The sequence below is a fragment of the Nonomuraea soli genome, assembly GCF_013761175.1.
Taxonomy (GTDB): domain Bacteria; phylum Actinomycetota; class Actinomycetes; order Streptosporangiales; family Streptosporangiaceae; genus Nonomuraea; species Nonomuraea soli.
Genome location: NZ_JACDUR010000002.1, coordinates 280,204 through 297,002 on the forward strand (window position 1 = coordinate 280,204; position 16,799 = coordinate 297,002).

The window sequence follows — 16,799 nt, forward strand, 5'->3', positions numbered from 1 at the left end:
CCCTTCCTTGGTTCAGTGCTTCAGCGCGAGGAGCGCCTCGCGGTCGGCCGTACACGCCACGTCGAGCTGGCCGGCCAGCAGGAGCAGGTCTTCGGCGGGCAGCGCGCCGTCCAGGCCGCCCAACGTGGTGTCGAAGCGGCTGACGCCGCTCTTCATGGCGATGAGGGCGTTGACCAGGCCCATGCCGTCGCCGCCTCGCAGGCCCACCCGGAGCGCGGCGCTCGCGCAGGCGTCGCCCAGGAGGGCGCGCACGTGCATGGGTGTCGCGGCGCCCGCGCCCTCGGCGAGCGCGATCTCGTCGCACCCGGCCTCGGCGAGGCGGGTGATGGAGGCGAGCACGTGCTCGGCGCGGTGCGGCGCGAAGGCGTCGCGGAGGTGGGCGACGGTCGTGAGCCCGGCCCGCCGCGCCGCCTCGGGCACGGCACCGTCATCGTCCGCGCCCGCGCCCGCGTCGAACTCCACCACCCCCACGCCCCTCGCGGCCGCCCGCCGTACGTCGCCGGGCTCGCGCACGAACACGGAGGCGGTCGCCGGATCAAGGTCGTCTTCCCCACTCGAGCCCTCACGCGAGCCCGGTGTCGCGCCCGGTGTCGAGCCCGGCTCGAAGCCCCCGACGGAGCCCGAACGCGCCGACCAGCCCCCACCCGAGCCCTCGCCCGGGAGCCGTACGCGTGCGCCCGTCAGCCGGATCCCGCGCGCCAGTGCCGCGAGCCGGGCCCCGTCGACGCCCTGAGCCTGGAGCGCCCCGAGCACGCCGGTGTCGGCGACCGCCACCCGTTCCGGCAGCGGATCGGCCAGGCGGCTCCACGCCCGCGAGTGGAACAGCACCGGCGCCACCCGCCGCGGCGAGGCGGCGGCCAGCACGTCACCCACGAAGATCGTGTGATCCCCGCCCGGATGCGCCTGGTTCACCCGGCAGTCGAGCCACCCGGCGGCGTCGGCCAGCAGCGGGGCCCCGGTCACCCCCGCGGTCCACCGCCCGTGCGCGAAGCGGTCGGCCACCTCGCCCTGCCCGGCGAAGACGCGCCCGAGCCGCGCCTGGTCCTGGCCGAGGATGTTCACCGCGAAGCACCCGCTGGAGCTCACCAGCTCGTGCGTGCGCGTGCCCCGCGCCAGGCACACCAGGACCATGGGCGGCGACAGGCTCACGCTGGCGAACGCGCTCGCGGTCATGCCGTGCCACTGCTGCCCGGATCCGGTCGTCACCAGAACCACGCCGCTGGGCCACTGGGCCATGACCGTGCGGAAGATCTCACCGTCCACGGTCTCACCGTTTCGATAATGGAAACGCTGTCACGCTGAAGGTAACGAGCAGGCCGTCACGGTGTCAACGTGACGATGTTTCCCTCAGCGAAATACACTGTCCCGGTGACCGCGCAGGTGGACTCCGAGAACCAGAGCCGCTCGATCGCCGCCGTGGAACGGGCGATGGACGTCTTGCTGCTGTTCGGACGCAGCACCCGTCCCGATCTCGGGGTGACCGAGATCGCCACCGAGCTCGACCTGACCAAGGCGGCCGTGCATCGCATCCTCACCGCGCTGCGCAGCCGCGAGCTCATCAACCTCGACCCGGTGACCAGGCGCTACTCCCTGGGTCATGCCGCCATCGCGCTCGGCCGCGCCTACCTGGCGCGCACCGACCTGCGCGCCATGGCCGGCCCGGAGCTGCGCCGCCTGGCCGCCCAGGTGCACGAGACGGCGACGTTGTCGGTGCGCCGCGGCGACACGCGCATGTACGTCGAGCAGGTCGTCCCCGACCAGGAGTTGCGCATGGAGGTGTCGCTGGGCATCCCCTACCCGCTCCACGCGGGCAGCTCCTCCAAGGTCATCCTGGCCTTCCTGCGGGAGGAGGAGGTCGAGGGCTACCTGGCCAGGCACAAGCTCGCCGCGCTCACGCCGCGCACCATCACCGACGCCGCCAGGCTCCGCACGGAGCTGGCCGCGATCCGCCGCAGGGGCTACGCGACCTCGCTCGGCGAACGCCAGGAGGGCTCCGCCTCCGTCGCCGCGCCCGTCTTCGATCACGACGGCGTCGTGATCGCCGCCGTCAGCCTGTCGGGGCCCGGCGCCCGCTTCAAGCCGCGCATGCAGGCCGAGGCCCCCGTCATCGTCGAGGCCGCCGCCCGCCTGTCGGCCCAGCTCGGCTACCACGGCACCACCGGCGACCGCGAGCCGTAAGCCCCCGCGACGGGCTACCACGGCACCACCGGCGACCGCGAGCCGTAAGCCCCGCGACCGGGTGCCACGGGCTCGCCTCCGGCGTGAGCACCCGGGCTCGCGCCTGGCTGATGCCCGGGCGTGAGCGCCCGGGCGCGGGTCACAGGTTCGCGCCCGGTTTGAGCACCCCGAGCACCGCCGCGACCACCACGCTGCCCCAGATGAGCCACACGTACGGCACGCAGCCGTCGACCGACCGCTTCAGCGCCTTCTCCACCTCGGGCGTCGACCCCGTCGTCACCAGGATCCCGAAGGCCGCCCCGAACGGCCGCAACATCAACCGGATCCCCAGCCCCGCCCCGATGGCCAGCGCGTAGAGCGCCAGCTTGGCCCCCAGCCACCGGGGGTTGGTCTCCACCCCGAACGGCGTCGCGGCGATCATCGTGTAGGCGGCCGCCCCGGCGATGACCGCGATGAGCACGATCCTCACCGTCCAGTCGGCCCGCCTCACCCATCGCCGCCGGCCAGGCGCATGATGGTCGCTCACCGTCATCCAGAGCCAGGCCAGCGCGAAGACCCAGACCAGCACCACCAGCCACGGCTGGAAGAGCGGAACCCCGAAAAGGGTCGCCCCGTGAGGCTCCAGGGCCATCAGGGTCACCCCGCTCGGGAGGAACAGCACCAGGCAGATCTTCGGGCACAGGTCCAGCCCACTCATGATCTTGAGTGCGGTGGTCCTGGCCTCAGGGGTGAGGGAAGGGCGCAGGACGAACCTACTGGAGTAGTAGACGCCGAGGTCGCCGCCGAGCCAGAAGACGAACAGGAGGAGGTGGAGGACGATCCACCAGCCGTGCGGATGAGGTCCCATGGGAAACAACGTTACACAGTAGGAAACACCCTACGACAGATCCTTCTCCTCCTCTCCTTCCTCACTCTCACCGCCGCCGACCTCGACGAGGCCGGCGGGGATCGGGCGACGGGGGCGGTGCAGCTTCATGCCCGAGCGTTCCGCCACGACGTCGCTCTCGCCCTCCACTCCGGCCTCGGCGGGCGGCAGGTCCTCTGGAGTGCGTTCCTTGGATTCCACGCCTCGCCCACTGCCCGATCAGCGGCGCGTTAGGCGCCCGTGCTCCCTATACTCAAGCGGTCTGACACGCGGCGGGGGAGGATCAGCGTGCCTGGTGAGGACCTTCTGGGTGAGTACGGCCAGCGGGTGGCGGAGCTGTCGGCGGTCGTCCACGAGGCGCGACCGGCCGTCGAGCTCGCCACGCGAGGTCTGCGTGACGTGCTGAAGCTGGAGGCCTGGCGGGAGTTCACCGGGCCGGGCGGCGAACTGGTGGAGCACGACGACTTCGTGGAGTTCGTGACCGCCGATCCGCCGCGCGGGCTGGGGGTGACGCTGGGGCTGGTCAGGGGGCTGGCGGCCACCGACCAGGCGGTGGCGGCGCGGCTGGAGCAGACGTTGCGCGCGCTGCCCCCCGGTGCGTTGCCGGGCGTCGAGGAAGTGGTGTGGGAGCCCGCCGACGAGGAGACGCCGGACGAGGAGACGCCGGACGAGGAGACGCCGGACAAGGGACCGCTGGGCGAGGAAGCGCCGGACGGGGAGTCCTTCGACGAGGAGCGGCCCGAGGAGCCGGTGGCGATCGAGGCCGAGTCTCCCCGACAGCCCGAGGAGCCCGAGCCCGCCGCTCCCAAGGAGACCCCGGCGCTCAGGCGGCTGCGCGAGGAGGCTCCCGCCCTGCACCACCAGGTGCTCGCGGGCGAGCTGAGCACCCACGCCGCCATGGTCGCCGCGGGCTTCCGCGCCCGCACGATCAGCGTCCCCGTCTCCCGCCCCGAGAGCGCCGCCAAGGCGCTGCGCAAGAACCTCAGCAGGGAGCAGCTCGTCGAGCTCGTCACCCTTCTGTCCGAGGACCTCTAGCCGCGCTTCATCCCGCGTTCACCGGCCCCTCCTACCGTGCGGGTGATGAGGACGATCCTGGCCGCCGCGCTGCTCCTGACGGCGGGCTGCGGCGCGGGCGGGGCCGGTGGGGGCGCGTCCATCCTCGACCGCGACGAGCTCGTCGTCGCAGTCAAGGGCGACCAGCCGGGCCTGGCCGTCAGGACCCGTGGGGGAGCGTTCGAGGGCTTCGACGTGGACGTGGCCACCTACGTCGCCCGCCACCTGGGCAAGAAGGTGCGCTTCGTCGAGACGACCTCCGAGGGCCGCGAGGACAAGCTGCGCTCCGGTGAGGCGGACATGGTGGTGGCCACCTACTCCATCAGCCCGCCGCGCAAGCGGCAGGTGATGTTCGCCGGGCCGTACTACGTCTCCCGCCAGGACATCCTGGTCCGCAAGGGCACCAGGGGCATCCGTGGCGTGCGCGACCTGGCCGGGCGCAGGCTGTGCGAGGCGTCGGGCTCCATCTCGACCTCGCGGGTCGTCGACGCGCGCGGCGTCGCCGCCGTGCTGGTCCCTGCGGGCACGTACGGCGAGTGCGTCGAGCTGCTCAAGAAGGGAGCCGTCGACGCCGTCTCGACCGGTGACCTGATCCTGGCCGGGTACGCCGCCCGCGAGAAGGGCGCCTTCACCATCGTCAACGCGCCGTTCACCGAGGAGAGGTACGGCATCGCCGTACGGCCGGGCGACGTGGCGGGCTGCGAGGAGATCAACCGGGCGATCACCGTGATGTACCAGAGCGGCGCCGCGGCGAAACTGCTGCGTGACCGGTTCGGCGCGACGGGCCTGGAGCTGACCCCGTTCATGCCGCAGTTCGAAGGGTGCGACTGACGCGAGGGTTGTGGCAGGGTTTGGGGTCGCGATCCATGCGTGGGGAGACGAACGTGGCACCAGACGGTCATGACGGCCTGAACGACCCGTACCAGGAGGCCGAGGGCGAGCTGTCCATGGCGCGCCTGGCACTGGACGACGGCGAGCTGGGGCATGCCGCCCAGCACGTGGCCACCGCGCTGCTGCACGCCCCCGACCTGCCCGCGGCGCACGAGTTGCTGCTGGCCCGGCTGAGCCTGGACGACTTCCCCCTGGCCGAGCCGCTTTTCCTCGGCACGGCGCTGGCCAGGGCGCACCTGCTGGCCGCACGCGGCGGCCTCGACGAGGCGCTCGCCCTGATCGGCTCGGTGCAGCAGCACGAGCCGCGGGGCCACTGGGCGGACGTGCCCTGGATGGCCGGGCCCGACCTGCCGGGCAAGGTGTCGCCGGCGACGTTGTGCACGGTGATCGTGGGCCTGGCGCAGGCGCTGCACGACCCCGTCGACGAGGAGGAACGCCCGGCCCTGGAGCCGTTCGTCCAGCTTGTCCGCAACGCCGCGCAGACCTATCCGGGCGAGGCGATGTTGTGGTGGGCGGGCTCGATGCTGATGCGCCGGGCGGGGCGCGCGCAGGAGGCGGTCAAGCTGGCCGAGCACTCCTCGGCGCTGGAGCCGTCGCTGCAGGCGGCGGTCGCGGCGGCCTGCGCCTACCGCAACCTGGAGCGCTGGACGGAGGCGGAGGCGGCGATGCACGAGGCGCTGCGCATCGAGCCCGGCAACCTCTACGTGCGCACCGATCTGGCCGAGCTGGTGCACCGGGCCGGCCGTCCGGGGGAGGCGCTGCGCTGGGCGGAAGAGGTGCTCGACGCCGATCCGCGTCACGAGTCGGCCTATCCGACCGCCTGCGGCATGCGCTTCGAGGCCGACGGCGACCTGCGCCACCTGCTCGACCTGGCCGCCTATCTGGCCGAGCATCCCGGCAACACGCACGCCTACTCGGTGCTGGCCAACCAGTCGGGCACCCGGCCGTGGCTGCGCCGCCCGGCCGACGCCTCCGAGGCCGTCATCAACGTGCTCTTCCAGGTGCTGGAGCAGGAGGAGGGGGTCGAGGGCGGCTCGCTGCGGGTCTCGGCGCCCGAGCCTCCCAGCGCCATGCTCGCCTTCGGGCGGGCGCTGCCGGGCTTCACGCTGGTGGTCGAGGCGGTGCCCGAGCCGGATCCGCGCCTGCCGGTGCCGGAGACCGGTTTCGACGGGCCGGTCCGCTCGGTCTCGCAGCGGGTGTGGCGCTACGAGGGCACCGGCGCCGTCCCCGCCGTCGCGCCGCCCGGCCAGGAGGCGGTGCAGGCCGTGGCGGTGCTGGCCGAGCAGCCCTGGCCGCACCTTCCCGGCGCGTTCGACCAGGCCGTACGGCTGGCGGCGACCTCGCTCGACGAGCTGCTCGGCGTCATGGTGCACCCGCCGGCCCTGCCGTTCGACGATCTGCGCGCCTGGCCGCTGTGGTTGCGTCAGGTGCAGGCCTGGGCCTGCCTGGGCATCGCCCACCACCGCGGCGACCAGCCGTGGGCCTCGTCAGAGCGCCGGCAGATCCTCGTCGACCTGGCCTACGGCCCGGAGGACTGGGTGAGCGAGGCGGCGCTGCTGGCGATGATCGCCACCGCCTGGGTGGACCGGGCCGCGCGGCAGGACGTGGCCGCCCTGGTCGGCTGGAGGTTCCTCGCGGCGGTGCAGGCGAGCAGGACCCGGCCGGTCACCATCCTGGAGTCGCTGAGCCATCTGGCGCTGGCCACGCCCGATCTGGAGCCGGGCGTGCGGTCGCTGGCCCTGGCGATGCTGGACGACGACGAAGAGCCGGCGCCCTAGGGTCACGCGCCGCCGCTCAACGTACGGCCCAGCCGCTGCATGGGCTGCTCGATCACCCGGTGGCTGAGCCAGGTCGCCGGGACGAGCACCAGCAGGAAGGCCGCCCCGATCGCCAGCTGCAGGTGCGTCGGCGCCCAACGCATCTCGCCCACGGCCGCGATCATCATCGTCAGGATCGGCAGGTGCAGCAGGTAGAGGGAGTAGCTGACCAGCCCCAGCCACGTCAGCGCGCGCGGCATCGGGCGCCCGCGCAGCGCCATGACGGCGGCGAAGGTGACACCCGCCAGCACGATCGTGGAGATCCACACGTCGGGCTGCACCCACCACCAGCCCGCGTTGAGCGCCCATATCGGGGTCGCGGCGACCAGCGCGCCCGTGAGCAGCACCGGCCAGAGCGAGCCGTCGCCGCGCTCCCACCGCTGGATGCCGGTGCCGGCGAACATCACGGCGACCACGGCGACGCCGAACCACGGCACGCGGCTCGACAGCAGGAGCAGGAGCAGCGCCATGACGCCGAGCACGATCGCGGCGGGGCCGCGCAACCGGCCGGAGATCATGGCCGCCAGGCCGAGGACGACCAGCACCATCGACGTCCAGGCCAGCCACCCGCCGCTCAGCAGCGGTCCGGCCACGAACAGCCCGCTGACCAGGGCGGTCACGCCCAGCGCCAGGGCGATCCATGAACGCCCGCGGTGCAGGCCCGCGGCGAAGAGGGCCGACACGAGCAGATAGAAGATCATCTCGTACGAGAGGGTCCACATGGTGTTCACCACGCCCCCCGCGCCGACCACGTCGAGCAGCATGGTGGCGTGTGAGGCGATCGCCGATGGGTCGCGCGGCACCTCGGCGCGGATGGGGATCCACCACGACACCGCCAGGGCCAGGGCGATGACCGCCAGATAGAGCGGGTAGAGCCGGAACAGCCGGCCGATCCAGAAGGCGCGCACGTCGCCGCGCCGCTCCAGGGAGTGCGGGATGATGTAACCGCTGACCAGGAAGAACACCAGCACGCCGTACATCCCGATGTTGAACCAGACCGGCCGCAGCCACGGCATGGCCCAGGTGAACAGGTGCTCGGCCACGACCGCCGCGGCGCCCAGGCCGCGCAGGGCGTCGAGCCAGGCGAGCCTCGACTGGACGGCTGGCCGGATGTCAGTCGCGGTCGTCAGCATATGGACCAACGTATCGGAGTCCAGCGCATCGGGGTCAGAACACGGAAGAGGGGCACCATCCGGGATGGTGCCCCTCTGTACAGAGTTCGCGATGTGGCGTCCTCATGGCGTCACGAGTCGTCGCGGCGCTTGCCGAAGAAGGAACGGCGGCCGGAGGCCCGCTCGGCCTCCCGCGCCCGGCGGTGCTGGGCGGCGGCGCGGCGCAGCTCGCTGGCGTGGCTCTTCATCAGCTGGTACTCAAGCTCGGGGTTCATGTCGTCCTCCGGGTCGGTGTCCTTGGTGACACTTCTAGAGTGCTGCTAAGGCGCATTCCGGCACATCGGACAGAGTCCCTATCTCCCCCTCCTAGGAACCACCCCGGATCCCTAGGGACAGCATCATCTGGGCGGGTAGGTCACCTACGCGGAACAACGCGCCGTCGGTGATCCGCCACGCGAGCAGGCGTGCGTGCTCGCCGCCGCTGGTCACGAGCACGGTGTCGCGGTCGTACCAGCCCATGACCGCGCAGCATCCCTTCCAGCGTCCGAAGCCCTCGAAGACCAGGGAACGCAGCGTGGCTCCGGTGGCGGCGTCCAGCACCACGACCGCCTCGGCCTCCACGACGTCCCCGTAGGGTCGCGGGCCGCCGGCGCCGAACACGTCGCGGGCGACGCGGCCCTCGCGCAGCCAGCCGGTGCCCCACCACTCGCCGGTGCCGACCGGGGGGCGCACCGGCGTGCTCGCCTGCCGTACGCCCGAGGAGTCCCACCTGGACAGCACCGCCGGCTGGTCGCCGTCGGCGGCGTCCAGCCGGTGCACGTCCGTGCCGATCTCGCCGCCCGCGACCAGACCCCAGGCCGGGTACGGCATGCGCCTGGACACGCCGGTGCGCGTGTCCATCAGGTAGACGCGCGGATCCTGCTCGACGAGCAGGCCGATGCCGTTCGGGCGCCAGGAGACACGCTCGTTGAAACCAGGCAGCGGCAGCCGGCTCACCGCGCCCGTGGCCAGCTCGACCAGCACGACCTCGTCCTTCTGGGCGAAGGCGGCGCGGGTGCCGTCGGGGCTGAGGGAGGTGTCGTCCAGGGCGGTCTGCAGGTTGCCGTCGCGGTCGGAGACGGCGGCGAGGTCCAGGCCGGCGAGCTCGCGCAGCCCGCCGTCCTCGCCGAGGGCGAACAGGCGTCCGCCGCCGTGCTCGCCGTACTCCTGGAACAGGGCGACGGCACGCGTGAGCGGCCACGACGTCAGGGGACGCGCCGCGGCCGGGTCGAGAGTGGCGGGAAAGGCGGTGGGCAGCAGGGGCAGCCCGCCCTCGTGCTCGGAGGCGGGCGCGATGTCGATGGGCGCACCCGCGGCCGAGGCGGGGGAGGCCGGAGGCGAGGCGGTCACGGGCGCGGGAAGCGAGGCGGTCTGTGTTGTGACGGCGCTCGCTCCCGAAGCGGGCGGCGGGGTGGCGCCGCGCGGCCACAGCAGCACGACGGCGGCCGCGACGGCGACGACCGTGACGGCGGCGAGCACGATCCGCCCGCGGCCGGGCGCCTCCTCGGTGGTGCTGTCCAGCACCTCGTACGTTTCCACGCCCGTAGTACACCGCCGCTCCCGCGAGGGTTCCGGGTCAGTCGCGTTCCGCCAGCAGCAGCGCGGTCTCCTGCGACACCTCGGCGGCCAGGACCGCGGCGACCACGTCGACGAGATGGCTGGTGAACAGCCGCTCGTCGCCGCCCGGCGGCAGCAGGGCGCGGCGGGCGAGCTCGGCGTAGGTGACGCGCACGGCCATGAAACGCTGGTGCAGCCGGGCGGCGCCGTCGGGCAGCCACGGCTCGACGAGCTCGCGCCAGCGCTGCATGCTGTCGCGCGGGACCGCGGGCTCGGGGCGCGCCACCAGCTGGCCGAGGATGCGCAGGTAGTCGCGCCCTCCCTCGGGGTCGCCGAGCTTGGCCGCCGCCGGCCGTACCAGGGCGCCCGCCAGCTCCCGCCGCGCATCGCCCGGCCCTCTCCCGCCCGCCTCGCCCGGATCCCCGGCTCCCGCCTCGTAGGCGTCGAGCAGCCGGTGCCGGGCGGCCTCGACGCCCGGCTGGTGCCGTCCCAGCACCGCCCGCACCAGCGCGGCCCGGTCACCGAAGTGGTACTGCAACGCGGTGTTGTTGCGCTGGCCCGCCGCCGCGTTGATCTCCCGCAGCGACACCGCGTCGACGCCGCGCTCGGCGAAGAGCCGCTCGGCGGCGGATATGAGGCGATTTCGGGTTTCTTCTGGATTCGGCGGCACAAGGAAGAGTTTAATAAGGCAACCGCCTTAAAACCCAGGAGGACCCGCCCATGGCCATCGATTTCACGCTCGCCCCTGAACACGAGGAGCTGCGGCGGAAGGTCCGCACCTTCATCCAGGAGACGGTCATCCCGGCGGCCGACGAGAACGCCTCCCGTGACGAGTACCTGCGCACCATCTTCGGCCTGCGGGAGAAGGCCAAGGCCGAGGGCCTGTGGCTGCCGCACATGCCCAAGGAGTGGGGCGGCATGGGCCTGGGACATGTCGAGCTCGCCATGGTCCAGGCCGAGGCGGCCAAGACCAGGCTGGGCCCGTGGGTGCTCAACTGCATGGCCCCCGACGAGGGCAACATGCACACCCTGCTCCACTGGGCCAGCGACGACCAGAAGGAGCGCTACCTCAAGCCGCTCCTCGAAGGCGTCCAGATGTCGTGCTTCGCCATGACCGAGCCCGAGGTGGCCGGATCCGACCCCACCCTCATCCAGACGAAGGCCGTCAAGGACGGCGACGAGTGGGTCATCAACGGGCACAAGTGGTTCATCTCCAACGCCCGCCGCGCCAACTTCGCCATCCTCATCGCCCGCACCGAGGACGTGCCGCCGGGCGAGCGGGGCGGCAACACCGCCTTCCTCATCGACCTGCCCAGCGACGGATGGAACGACGTGCGCGAGGTGGAGACCATGCACGGCTCCACCGGCCACAGCGAGATCGTCATCACCGACCTGCGCGTCACCGACGAGCAGATCCTCGGCGGGCGCGGCAACGGCCACCGCCTGGGGCAGTACCGCCTCGGACCGGCCAGGCTCGCCCACTGCATGCGGTGGATCTCCCAGGCCGAGACGGCGCTCGACATGATGGTCGACCGGGCGCTCAACCGGTACAGCCACGGCTCGGTGCTGGCCGACAAGCAGGGCGTGCAGTGGCTGATCGCCGACTCGGCGATGGAGCTCTACCAGTGCAAGCTCATGGTGCTGCACGCCGCCTCGAAGATCGACAAGGGCGAGGACTTCCGCACCGAGGTCTCCATGGCCAAGCACTTCGTCGCGCAGAGCCTCAACCGCATCGTCGACCGGGCCGTGCAGGTGCACGGGGCGCTCGGCTACTCCACCGACACGCCCCTCGCGCACATGTTCCAGCACGCCCGCTGGGCCCGCCTGGCCGACGGGGCCGACGAGATCCACCAGATGCGCATCGCCGAGCGCACCATCGACGCCTACCGCTCCACCGGCTCCACCTGGGCGGCCACCGGTGGGCTGCCGCTATAGCAACGGGTAGTGGCAGGCGGCGAAGTGTCCCTCGCCGACCTGCCGCATCACCGGCTCCTCCGCCGCGCACCGCTCGGTCGCCAGCGGGCAGCGGGTGCGGAACCTGCACCCGCTCGGCGGCGAGACGGGTGAGGGCGGCTCGCCGCTGATCAGCGTCTCCGACGTGCGGTTCCCGCCCGGCACCGCGGCCAGCAGCGCCCGCGTGTACGGGTGCGCCGGCCGGTCGATCAGTTCCGCGCCGGGCGCCAGCTCGCACGTCTTGCCCAGGTACATCACCAGGATGCGGTCGCTGACGTTCTTGACCACCGCCAGGTCGTGGGCGATGAAGACCAGGGTGAGCCGGTAGCGCTCCTTCAGCTCCTCCAGCAGGGCCAGGATCTGCGCCTGCACCGAGACGTCCAGCGCGGAGACCGGCTCGTCGCAGATCACCACCTCCGGCCGCAGCACCAGCGCCCTGGCGATCGAGATGCGCTGGCACTGACCGCCCGAGAACTCGTGTGCCCGGCGGGTGGCCGCCGTCGCCGGATCGAGCCCGACCGCCTCCAGGATCTCGTCGACCTCCGAGTCGTCGGCCCCCCACAGGCGGGGGCCCTCCGCCACGATGTCGCGCACCCGCCGCCGCGGGTTCAGCGACGAGATCGGATCCTGGAAGATCATTTGCAGGCGCCGGCGGGTACGGCGCAGCGCCTCGCCCTTCAGCCCGGTCAGCTCCACCCCGTCCAGCCGCACCGAGCCGGAACGGGGCGGAGGCAGCTGCACCAGCGCGCGCGCCGTGCTGGACTTGCCGCAGCCCGACTCGCCCACGATGCCGAGCGTCTCGCCGCGCGCCACGTCGAAACTCACCCCCGAGACGGCCTGGACGCCGCCCCGGAACTCCACCACCAGATCCTGCACCCGCAGCGCGACCCGATCGGGTTCGCGCAGGTGGGCGCTGCCGCTACCGGCCATGACTCTCCCTGACGTTGAGCGGATACCAGCACGCGCAGTCCTCTTCGAGCGGCGGCGCCTCCAGCGCGCACCTCTCCTGCGCGTACGGGCAGCGCGGCTGGAAGGCGCATCCCGGTGGCAGGGCCGCCAGGTCGGGCGGGCGGCCGGTGATCACCCTGAGCCGGTGGTGCGGCGGATCGCCGAGCTTGGGCACCGCCTGCAACAGGGCCTCGGTGTACGGCATGCGGGTGCGCGAGAAGATCTCGGCCGTCGCCCCGCGCTCCACCACCTTGCCCGCGTACATGACGATGACCTCGTCCGCCCACTGCCGTACCACCGCCAGGTCGTGGCTGACCAGCACCACGGCCAGATGCCGTTCCTGGCGCAGCCGGTGGATGAGCCGCAGCACCTGGTCCTGGATGGTGACGTCGAGCGCCGTGGTGGGCTCGTCGGCGAACAGGACGTCAGGGTCGCACGACAACGCCATCGCGATCGTCACACGCTGGCGCATACCGCCCGACAGCTCGTGCGGGTAACGCTTCAGCGCCCTGACCGGGTCGGGCAGGCCGACCTGGGCCAGCAGCCTGATCGCCTCGGCGCGCGCCTGCTTGCGGTCCAGGCCCAGGTGCACCCTGAGCGGCTCGGTCACCTGGGCGCCGATCGTGCGCACCGGGTTGAGCGCGGTCATCGGATCCTGGAAGACCGTGCCCATGCGCGGGCCGAGCACCTGGCGCATCTCCTGCGGGGTGTAGCTCGTCAGGTTCTCGCCGTCGAGGTAGACACTGCCCGACCTGATCACCCCCGAGCCCGGCAGCAGGCCCAGGATGGAGCGGATCAGCATCGACTTGCCCGAACCCGACTCGCCCACGATGGCCAGGGTCTTGCCTCGCTCCAGGGTGAAGGAGACGCCGTCGACGGCGCGCACCAGGCCTCGCTCGGTCTCGAAGTGGGTGCGCATCTCCTCGACCTGCAGGAGGGTGTCCTGCCTGACGACGTGCACGGAGGGCGCCGCCGCCGGTGGCGCCTGCCGTACCGGCTCCAGGCCGCTCTGCCGTACGTCGGTCCTGGCCCGCAGCCGGTCGCCCACCAGGTTGAACGACAGGACGGTCAGGAACATGACCACCGACGGGGCGAGCGTGATGTGCGGCGCGGTGTCGAGCATGGGGCGGCCCTCGTTGATCAGGCCGCCCCACGTCGGCGTCGGCGCCTGCACCGACAGGCCCAGGAAGGCCAGGCTGCCCTCGGCGACGATGACCACCGCCATGCCGATGAAGGCGTAGGAGGCGGCGGGCACGGCCACGTTCGGCAGGATCTCCCTGACCAGGATGCGCCGGTCGCGGGCGCCGAGCAGGCGGGCGGCCAGCACGAACTCGCGCCGCGAGAACGCCATCGTGGTGCCGCGGATCAGCCGCGTCCACGCCGGGACGCCCAGCACGCCGAGCACGATCAGCACGTTGCGCAGGCTCGCCCCGGCGAAGGCGACCACGGCCAGCGCGAACACCAGCGCGGGGAAGGCCAGCGCGATGTCGTTGACCGCCATGATCACCGCGTCGGTCAGCTTCCTGCGGTAACCGGCCAGGATGCCCAGCGGCGCGCCGATCGCCAGCCCGAGCAGGACCGCGCCGATGCCCACCAGGAGCGACACGCGCGCCCCGTAGGCCACCCGGCTGGCCACGTCGCGGCCGAGAGCGTCGGTGCCGAGCGGGTGGGCGAGGGTCGGACCCTCGCTCGCCGGGCCGGTCAGGGTCTCGTCGTAGGCGGGCAGCGGCAGCAGGTCGGCGGTGATCGCGGCCAGGATCACCAGGACGATCCAGGAGACGGCCAGCACCGTGGTGAACTGCCTGCGGGTGTGGTGTCTACGCACGCCGGATCCTCGGGTCCACCGCGGCGTAGACCAGGTCCACCGCGAAGTTGATCAGAACGTATCCCGCCGAGATGAGCACGACGCCCCCCTGCACCGTCAGGTAGTCGCGGGAGAAGATGGAGTCGACGATGAGCCGCCCGATGCCGGGCAGGCCGAAGAGCGTCTCGACGATCACCGCGCCGCCGATGAGCGCGCCCAGGTTGAGCCCGATCGCGGTGATCAGGGTGATCGCCGAGGGGCGCAGCGCGTGCCGCCACAGGATGCGCCGCGGCGACAGCCCGCGCGCCCGCGCCAGCGTGATGTAGTCCTCCTGCAGTGTGGCGATCAGGTCGGTACGCAGCAGCCGCGCGTAGACCGCCACCTGCGCGAAGGCCAGCGTGAGAGCGGGCAGGACGACCGAGGTGATGTTCCAGCCCAGGTCGAGCGAGATCGGCGTCCACCCGGTCGCGGGCAGCAGCTGCCACTTGACCGCGAACACCAGGATCAGCAGCACGCCGGAGACGAACACCGGCGTCGACAGCAGCGCGAAGCTGAGCGTGGTCAGCGTCTGGTCGATCCAGCGGCCCGCGTTGCGGGCCGCCGTGATGCCCATGGGTACGGCCAGGCCGAGCGCGACCAGCTGCGCGGCGACGAGCAGCTCGATCGTCACCGGCAGCCGGGCGGCCAGCTCCTCGGCCACCGGCAGCCTCGACACGAAACTCGTGCCGAAGTCGCCGGTGACCAGGTCGCCCAGCCACACGCCGTACCTGACCAGCAGCGGATCGTCGAGCCCGAGCTCGCTTCGCAGCTGAGCCCTGGCCTCCTCACTCGCTCCGGGACCCAGGATCTGCGTCACGGTGTCGCCCGGCAGCAGGCTGAGCAGCGCGTAGGACAGGAACGTCACCACGAGCAGCACGACCACCAGGCGAAGCAGGCGGCCGGCGATCACTGGCCGTTGACCCAGAGCTGGGAGAAGGGGTGGTAGGGGATGGGGGAGCCGGTCAGCGGCAGCCCCTTCTCGCCGTCGGGCAGCAGCTGCTCGCCGATGCCGCGCAGCTTGGACTTGGTGATGATGGCGCCGGTGTCGAGGTGGTCGATGAAGATGTAGGGCACCAGGTCGCGCAGGCGCTTCTGCACGGTGGCGTAGGCCTGCTTGCGGGCGCTCTCGTCCGGGTTCATCCGGCCTACGTCGAGCGCCTTGCTGAGCTCGTCGTCCTTGACGCGCGAGAAGTTCAGCGAGATCGCCCCGATCGGCTTGGCGTAGGCCTGGTGCAGCCAGATGTACTCACCGTCGGGGTCGGGAGAGCTGAAGGCGGTCCAGATCGTCGCGGTGAAGTTGCCGGTGAGCGCCCGGTTGATCAGGTCGGCCTGGTCGGCCTGCTTGATCGTCACGTCGATCCCGGCCTTGCGCCACATGTCCTGCGCCAGCTCGACGGTCTGCATGGTGTTCGGGTCCGGCGTCGACAACACCTCGACCTTGAGCTCGCCCTTCTCCGCCTCGTACTCCTTGACCAGGCTCGTCGCCTTGGCCAGGTCGTAAGTGTGCGGGGCGCCGCCCGGCGCGTACCACTTGGAGTCCTTCGTCCACGGGCTGTCGGCCTCCTTGGTCAGGCCGCCGCGCAGCGTCGTGATGATCGCCTTGCGGTCCATCGCCGCCGCCATCGCCTGGCGCACCCGCACGTCGTTCATCGGCGCGACCTCGGTGTTCAGCATGAACATCGCCTCGGACACCGCCATGCCCTGCGTCCGGTGGATGGTGTAGGCGTCCTTCGCCGCGCCGAACTTGGCCAGGTCCTCGTCACGCGTCGTGCCGATCGCGTCCAGGCTGCCCGCCTCCAGCGACTGGGCGCGGGTCTGGGTGTCGGGCAGGATGCGGAACTCGATCTCGTCCAGGTACGGCAGGCCGTCACGCCAGTAGTGCGGGTTGCGCGTCACCACGAAACGGCTGTCGGGGACGTACTCCTTGAAGATGTACGGCCCGGTGCCGACCGGCGTACGGCTGCCGCCGAGCGGGTTGTTCAGCGTCGAGGGCGGCACCATCATGCCGATCTGGGCGGCCAGGTAGTAGGGGAAGACCACCCACGGCTGCTTGAGCTTGACCTTGACGGTCATCGGGTCGACCAGCTCGATGCCTTCGAGAGGCTGCAGGGTGGCGCTGGTCAGGGGAGACTTCTGCTGGGCCTCGAGGTTGGACTTGACGATCTCGCCGGTCAGCGTGAGGCCGTCGGTGAAGTTGATGCCCTGCCGTACCTTGATGGTCCACTCGTCGTAGGTGGCGTTGGGGGTCAGGGACTCGGCGAGGTTCGGTTTCCAGTCGCCGTTGGCGTCGACGCTCACCAGCGGCTCGATGATCGTGGTGACCATGCTGTAGCTCTGGGCCGCGAACTGGTCGGTCACGGGGTTGAACCCGTTGGCGTCGGCGCTCAGGCCGTACACGATTTTCCCGCCCTTGGCGGGGCCACCGGTGGAGGTGGCGGCTGCTCCAGGGGTGGTGGCCACCGGTCTGGGGCCGCTGCAGGCGACCAGGGTCAGGGCGGCTGTCAATAAGATCGTCAAGCGCTTGATCATGGGTGTCTCCCTTG

The 16,799-nt window shown here is 71.8% G+C and carries 16 protein-coding genes; 5 read left to right on the forward strand and 11 right to left on the reverse strand.

The window, feature by feature from the left end; translation table 11 throughout:
- Window positions 1-12 precede the first annotated feature (12 nt).
- Window positions 13-1,263 (reverse strand): flavin reductase, encoded by a 1,251-nt coding sequence (locus HNR30_RS08515; RefSeq protein WP_181609201.1) that lies wholly within the window; start codon window positions 1,261-1,263, stop codon window positions 13-15.
- A 105-nt stretch (window positions 1,264-1,368) separates the two neighbouring features.
- On the opposite strand from HNR30_RS08515, the gene HNR30_RS08520 reads away from it, so the two are divergent.
- Window positions 1,369-2,178: an IclR family transcriptional regulator gene (locus tag HNR30_RS08520; protein WP_312894291.1), complete on the forward strand. Its 810-nt coding sequence runs from the start codon at window positions 1,369-1,371 to the stop codon at window positions 2,176-2,178.
- A gap of 139 nt (window positions 2,179-2,317) precedes the next feature.
- Here the strand turns inward: HNR30_RS08520 and HNR30_RS08525 are convergent, their stop codons facing one another.
- Window positions 2,318-3,025 carry a hypothetical protein gene (locus HNR30_RS08525; RefSeq protein WP_181609202.1) on the reverse strand — a complete coding sequence of 236 codons (708 nt, stop codon included), beginning with the start codon at window positions 3,023-3,025 and terminating at the stop codon, window positions 2,318-2,320.
- A gap of 30 nt (window positions 3,026-3,055) precedes the next feature.
- Window positions 3,056-3,244 carry a hypothetical protein gene (locus HNR30_RS08530; protein ID WP_181609203.1) on the reverse strand — a complete coding sequence of 63 codons (189 nt, stop codon included), beginning with the start codon at window positions 3,242-3,244 and terminating at the stop codon, window positions 3,056-3,058.
- Between the two features lie 87 nt (window positions 3,245-3,331).
- On the opposite strand from HNR30_RS08530, the gene HNR30_RS08535 reads away from it, so the two are divergent.
- From HNR30_RS08535 to HNR30_RS08545, 3 genes are read left to right on the forward strand one after another with little or no spacing between them, the layout of a single operon-like run.
- Window positions 3,332-4,078, forward strand: coding sequence for a hypothetical protein (locus tag HNR30_RS08535; protein WP_181609204.1), 747 nt, complete (start codon window positions 3,332-3,334; stop codon window positions 4,076-4,078).
- A gap of 45 nt (window positions 4,079-4,123) precedes the next feature.
- Window positions 4,124-4,927 carry a glutamate ABC transporter substrate-binding protein gene (locus HNR30_RS08540; RefSeq protein ID WP_181609205.1) on the forward strand — a complete coding sequence of 268 codons (804 nt, stop codon included), beginning with the start codon at window positions 4,124-4,126 and terminating at the stop codon, window positions 4,925-4,927.
- Between the two features lie 53 nt (window positions 4,928-4,980).
- Window positions 4,981-6,765, forward strand: coding sequence for a tetratricopeptide repeat protein (locus HNR30_RS08545; protein ID WP_312894292.1), 1,785 nt, complete (start codon window positions 4,981-4,983; stop codon window positions 6,763-6,765).
- A 2-nt stretch (window positions 6,766-6,767) separates the two neighbouring features.
- Here the strand turns inward: HNR30_RS08545 and HNR30_RS08550 are convergent, their stop codons facing one another.
- The 4 genes from HNR30_RS08550 to HNR30_RS08565 form a co-directional block, all read right to left on the reverse strand.
- The gene (locus tag HNR30_RS08550; protein WP_181609207.1) at window positions 6,768-7,937 is read right to left on the reverse strand and encodes an acyltransferase family protein; all 1,170 of its coding nucleotides are present in this window, start codon (window positions 7,935-7,937) and stop codon (window positions 6,768-6,770) included.
- A gap of 110 nt (window positions 7,938-8,047) precedes the next feature.
- Window positions 8,048-8,191, reverse strand: coding sequence for a hypothetical protein (locus tag HNR30_RS08555; protein ID WP_181609208.1), 144 nt, complete (start codon window positions 8,189-8,191; stop codon window positions 8,048-8,050).
- 91 nt (window positions 8,192-8,282) lie between these two features.
- A complete protein-coding gene (locus tag HNR30_RS08560) occupies window positions 8,283-9,494 on the reverse strand; it encodes a hypothetical protein (RefSeq protein ID WP_181609209.1) in 1,212 nt (403 codons plus the stop codon).
- 37 nt (window positions 9,495-9,531) lie between these two features.
- Window positions 9,532-10,182: a TetR/AcrR family transcriptional regulator gene (locus HNR30_RS08565; RefSeq protein WP_181609210.1), complete on the reverse strand. Its 651-nt coding sequence runs from the start codon at window positions 10,180-10,182 to the stop codon at window positions 9,532-9,534.
- Window positions 10,183-10,232: 50 nt separating this feature from the next.
- Between HNR30_RS08565 and HNR30_RS08570 the strand changes: the two genes are divergently transcribed.
- Window positions 10,233-11,447: an acyl-CoA dehydrogenase family protein gene (locus HNR30_RS08570; RefSeq protein WP_181609211.1), complete on the forward strand. Its 1,215-nt coding sequence runs from the start codon at window positions 10,233-10,235 to the stop codon at window positions 11,445-11,447.
- Here the strand turns inward: HNR30_RS08570 and HNR30_RS08575 are convergent.
- The 4 genes from HNR30_RS08575 to HNR30_RS08590 are packed head-to-tail and all read right to left on the reverse strand — an operon-like array spanning window position 11,442 to window position 16,785.
- A complete protein-coding gene (locus HNR30_RS08575) occupies window positions 11,442-12,395 on the reverse strand; it encodes an ABC transporter ATP-binding protein (RefSeq protein ID WP_181609212.1) in 954 nt (317 codons plus the stop codon). The genes HNR30_RS08570 and HNR30_RS08575 overlap by 6 nt on opposite strands.
- Window positions 12,385-14,238: a dipeptide/oligopeptide/nickel ABC transporter permease/ATP-binding protein gene (locus HNR30_RS08580; protein WP_181609213.1), complete on the reverse strand. Its 1,854-nt coding sequence runs from the start codon at window positions 14,236-14,238 to the stop codon at window positions 12,385-12,387. The genes HNR30_RS08575 and HNR30_RS08580 overlap by 11 nt, the downstream gene beginning before the upstream one ends.
- Complete coding sequence (locus HNR30_RS08585; RefSeq protein WP_181609214.1) at window positions 14,231-15,166, reverse strand: ABC transporter permease; 936 nt, start codon at window positions 15,164-15,166, stop codon at window positions 14,231-14,233. Before HNR30_RS08585 ends, HNR30_RS08580 begins: the two co-directional genes overlap by 8 nt.
- Entirely contained in the window at window positions 15,163-16,785 is a 1,623-nt protein-coding gene (locus HNR30_RS08590; protein WP_181609215.1) for an ABC transporter substrate-binding protein, read from the reverse strand. Before HNR30_RS08590 ends, HNR30_RS08585 begins: the two co-directional genes overlap by 4 nt.
- Window positions 16,786-16,799 lie beyond the last annotated feature (14 nt).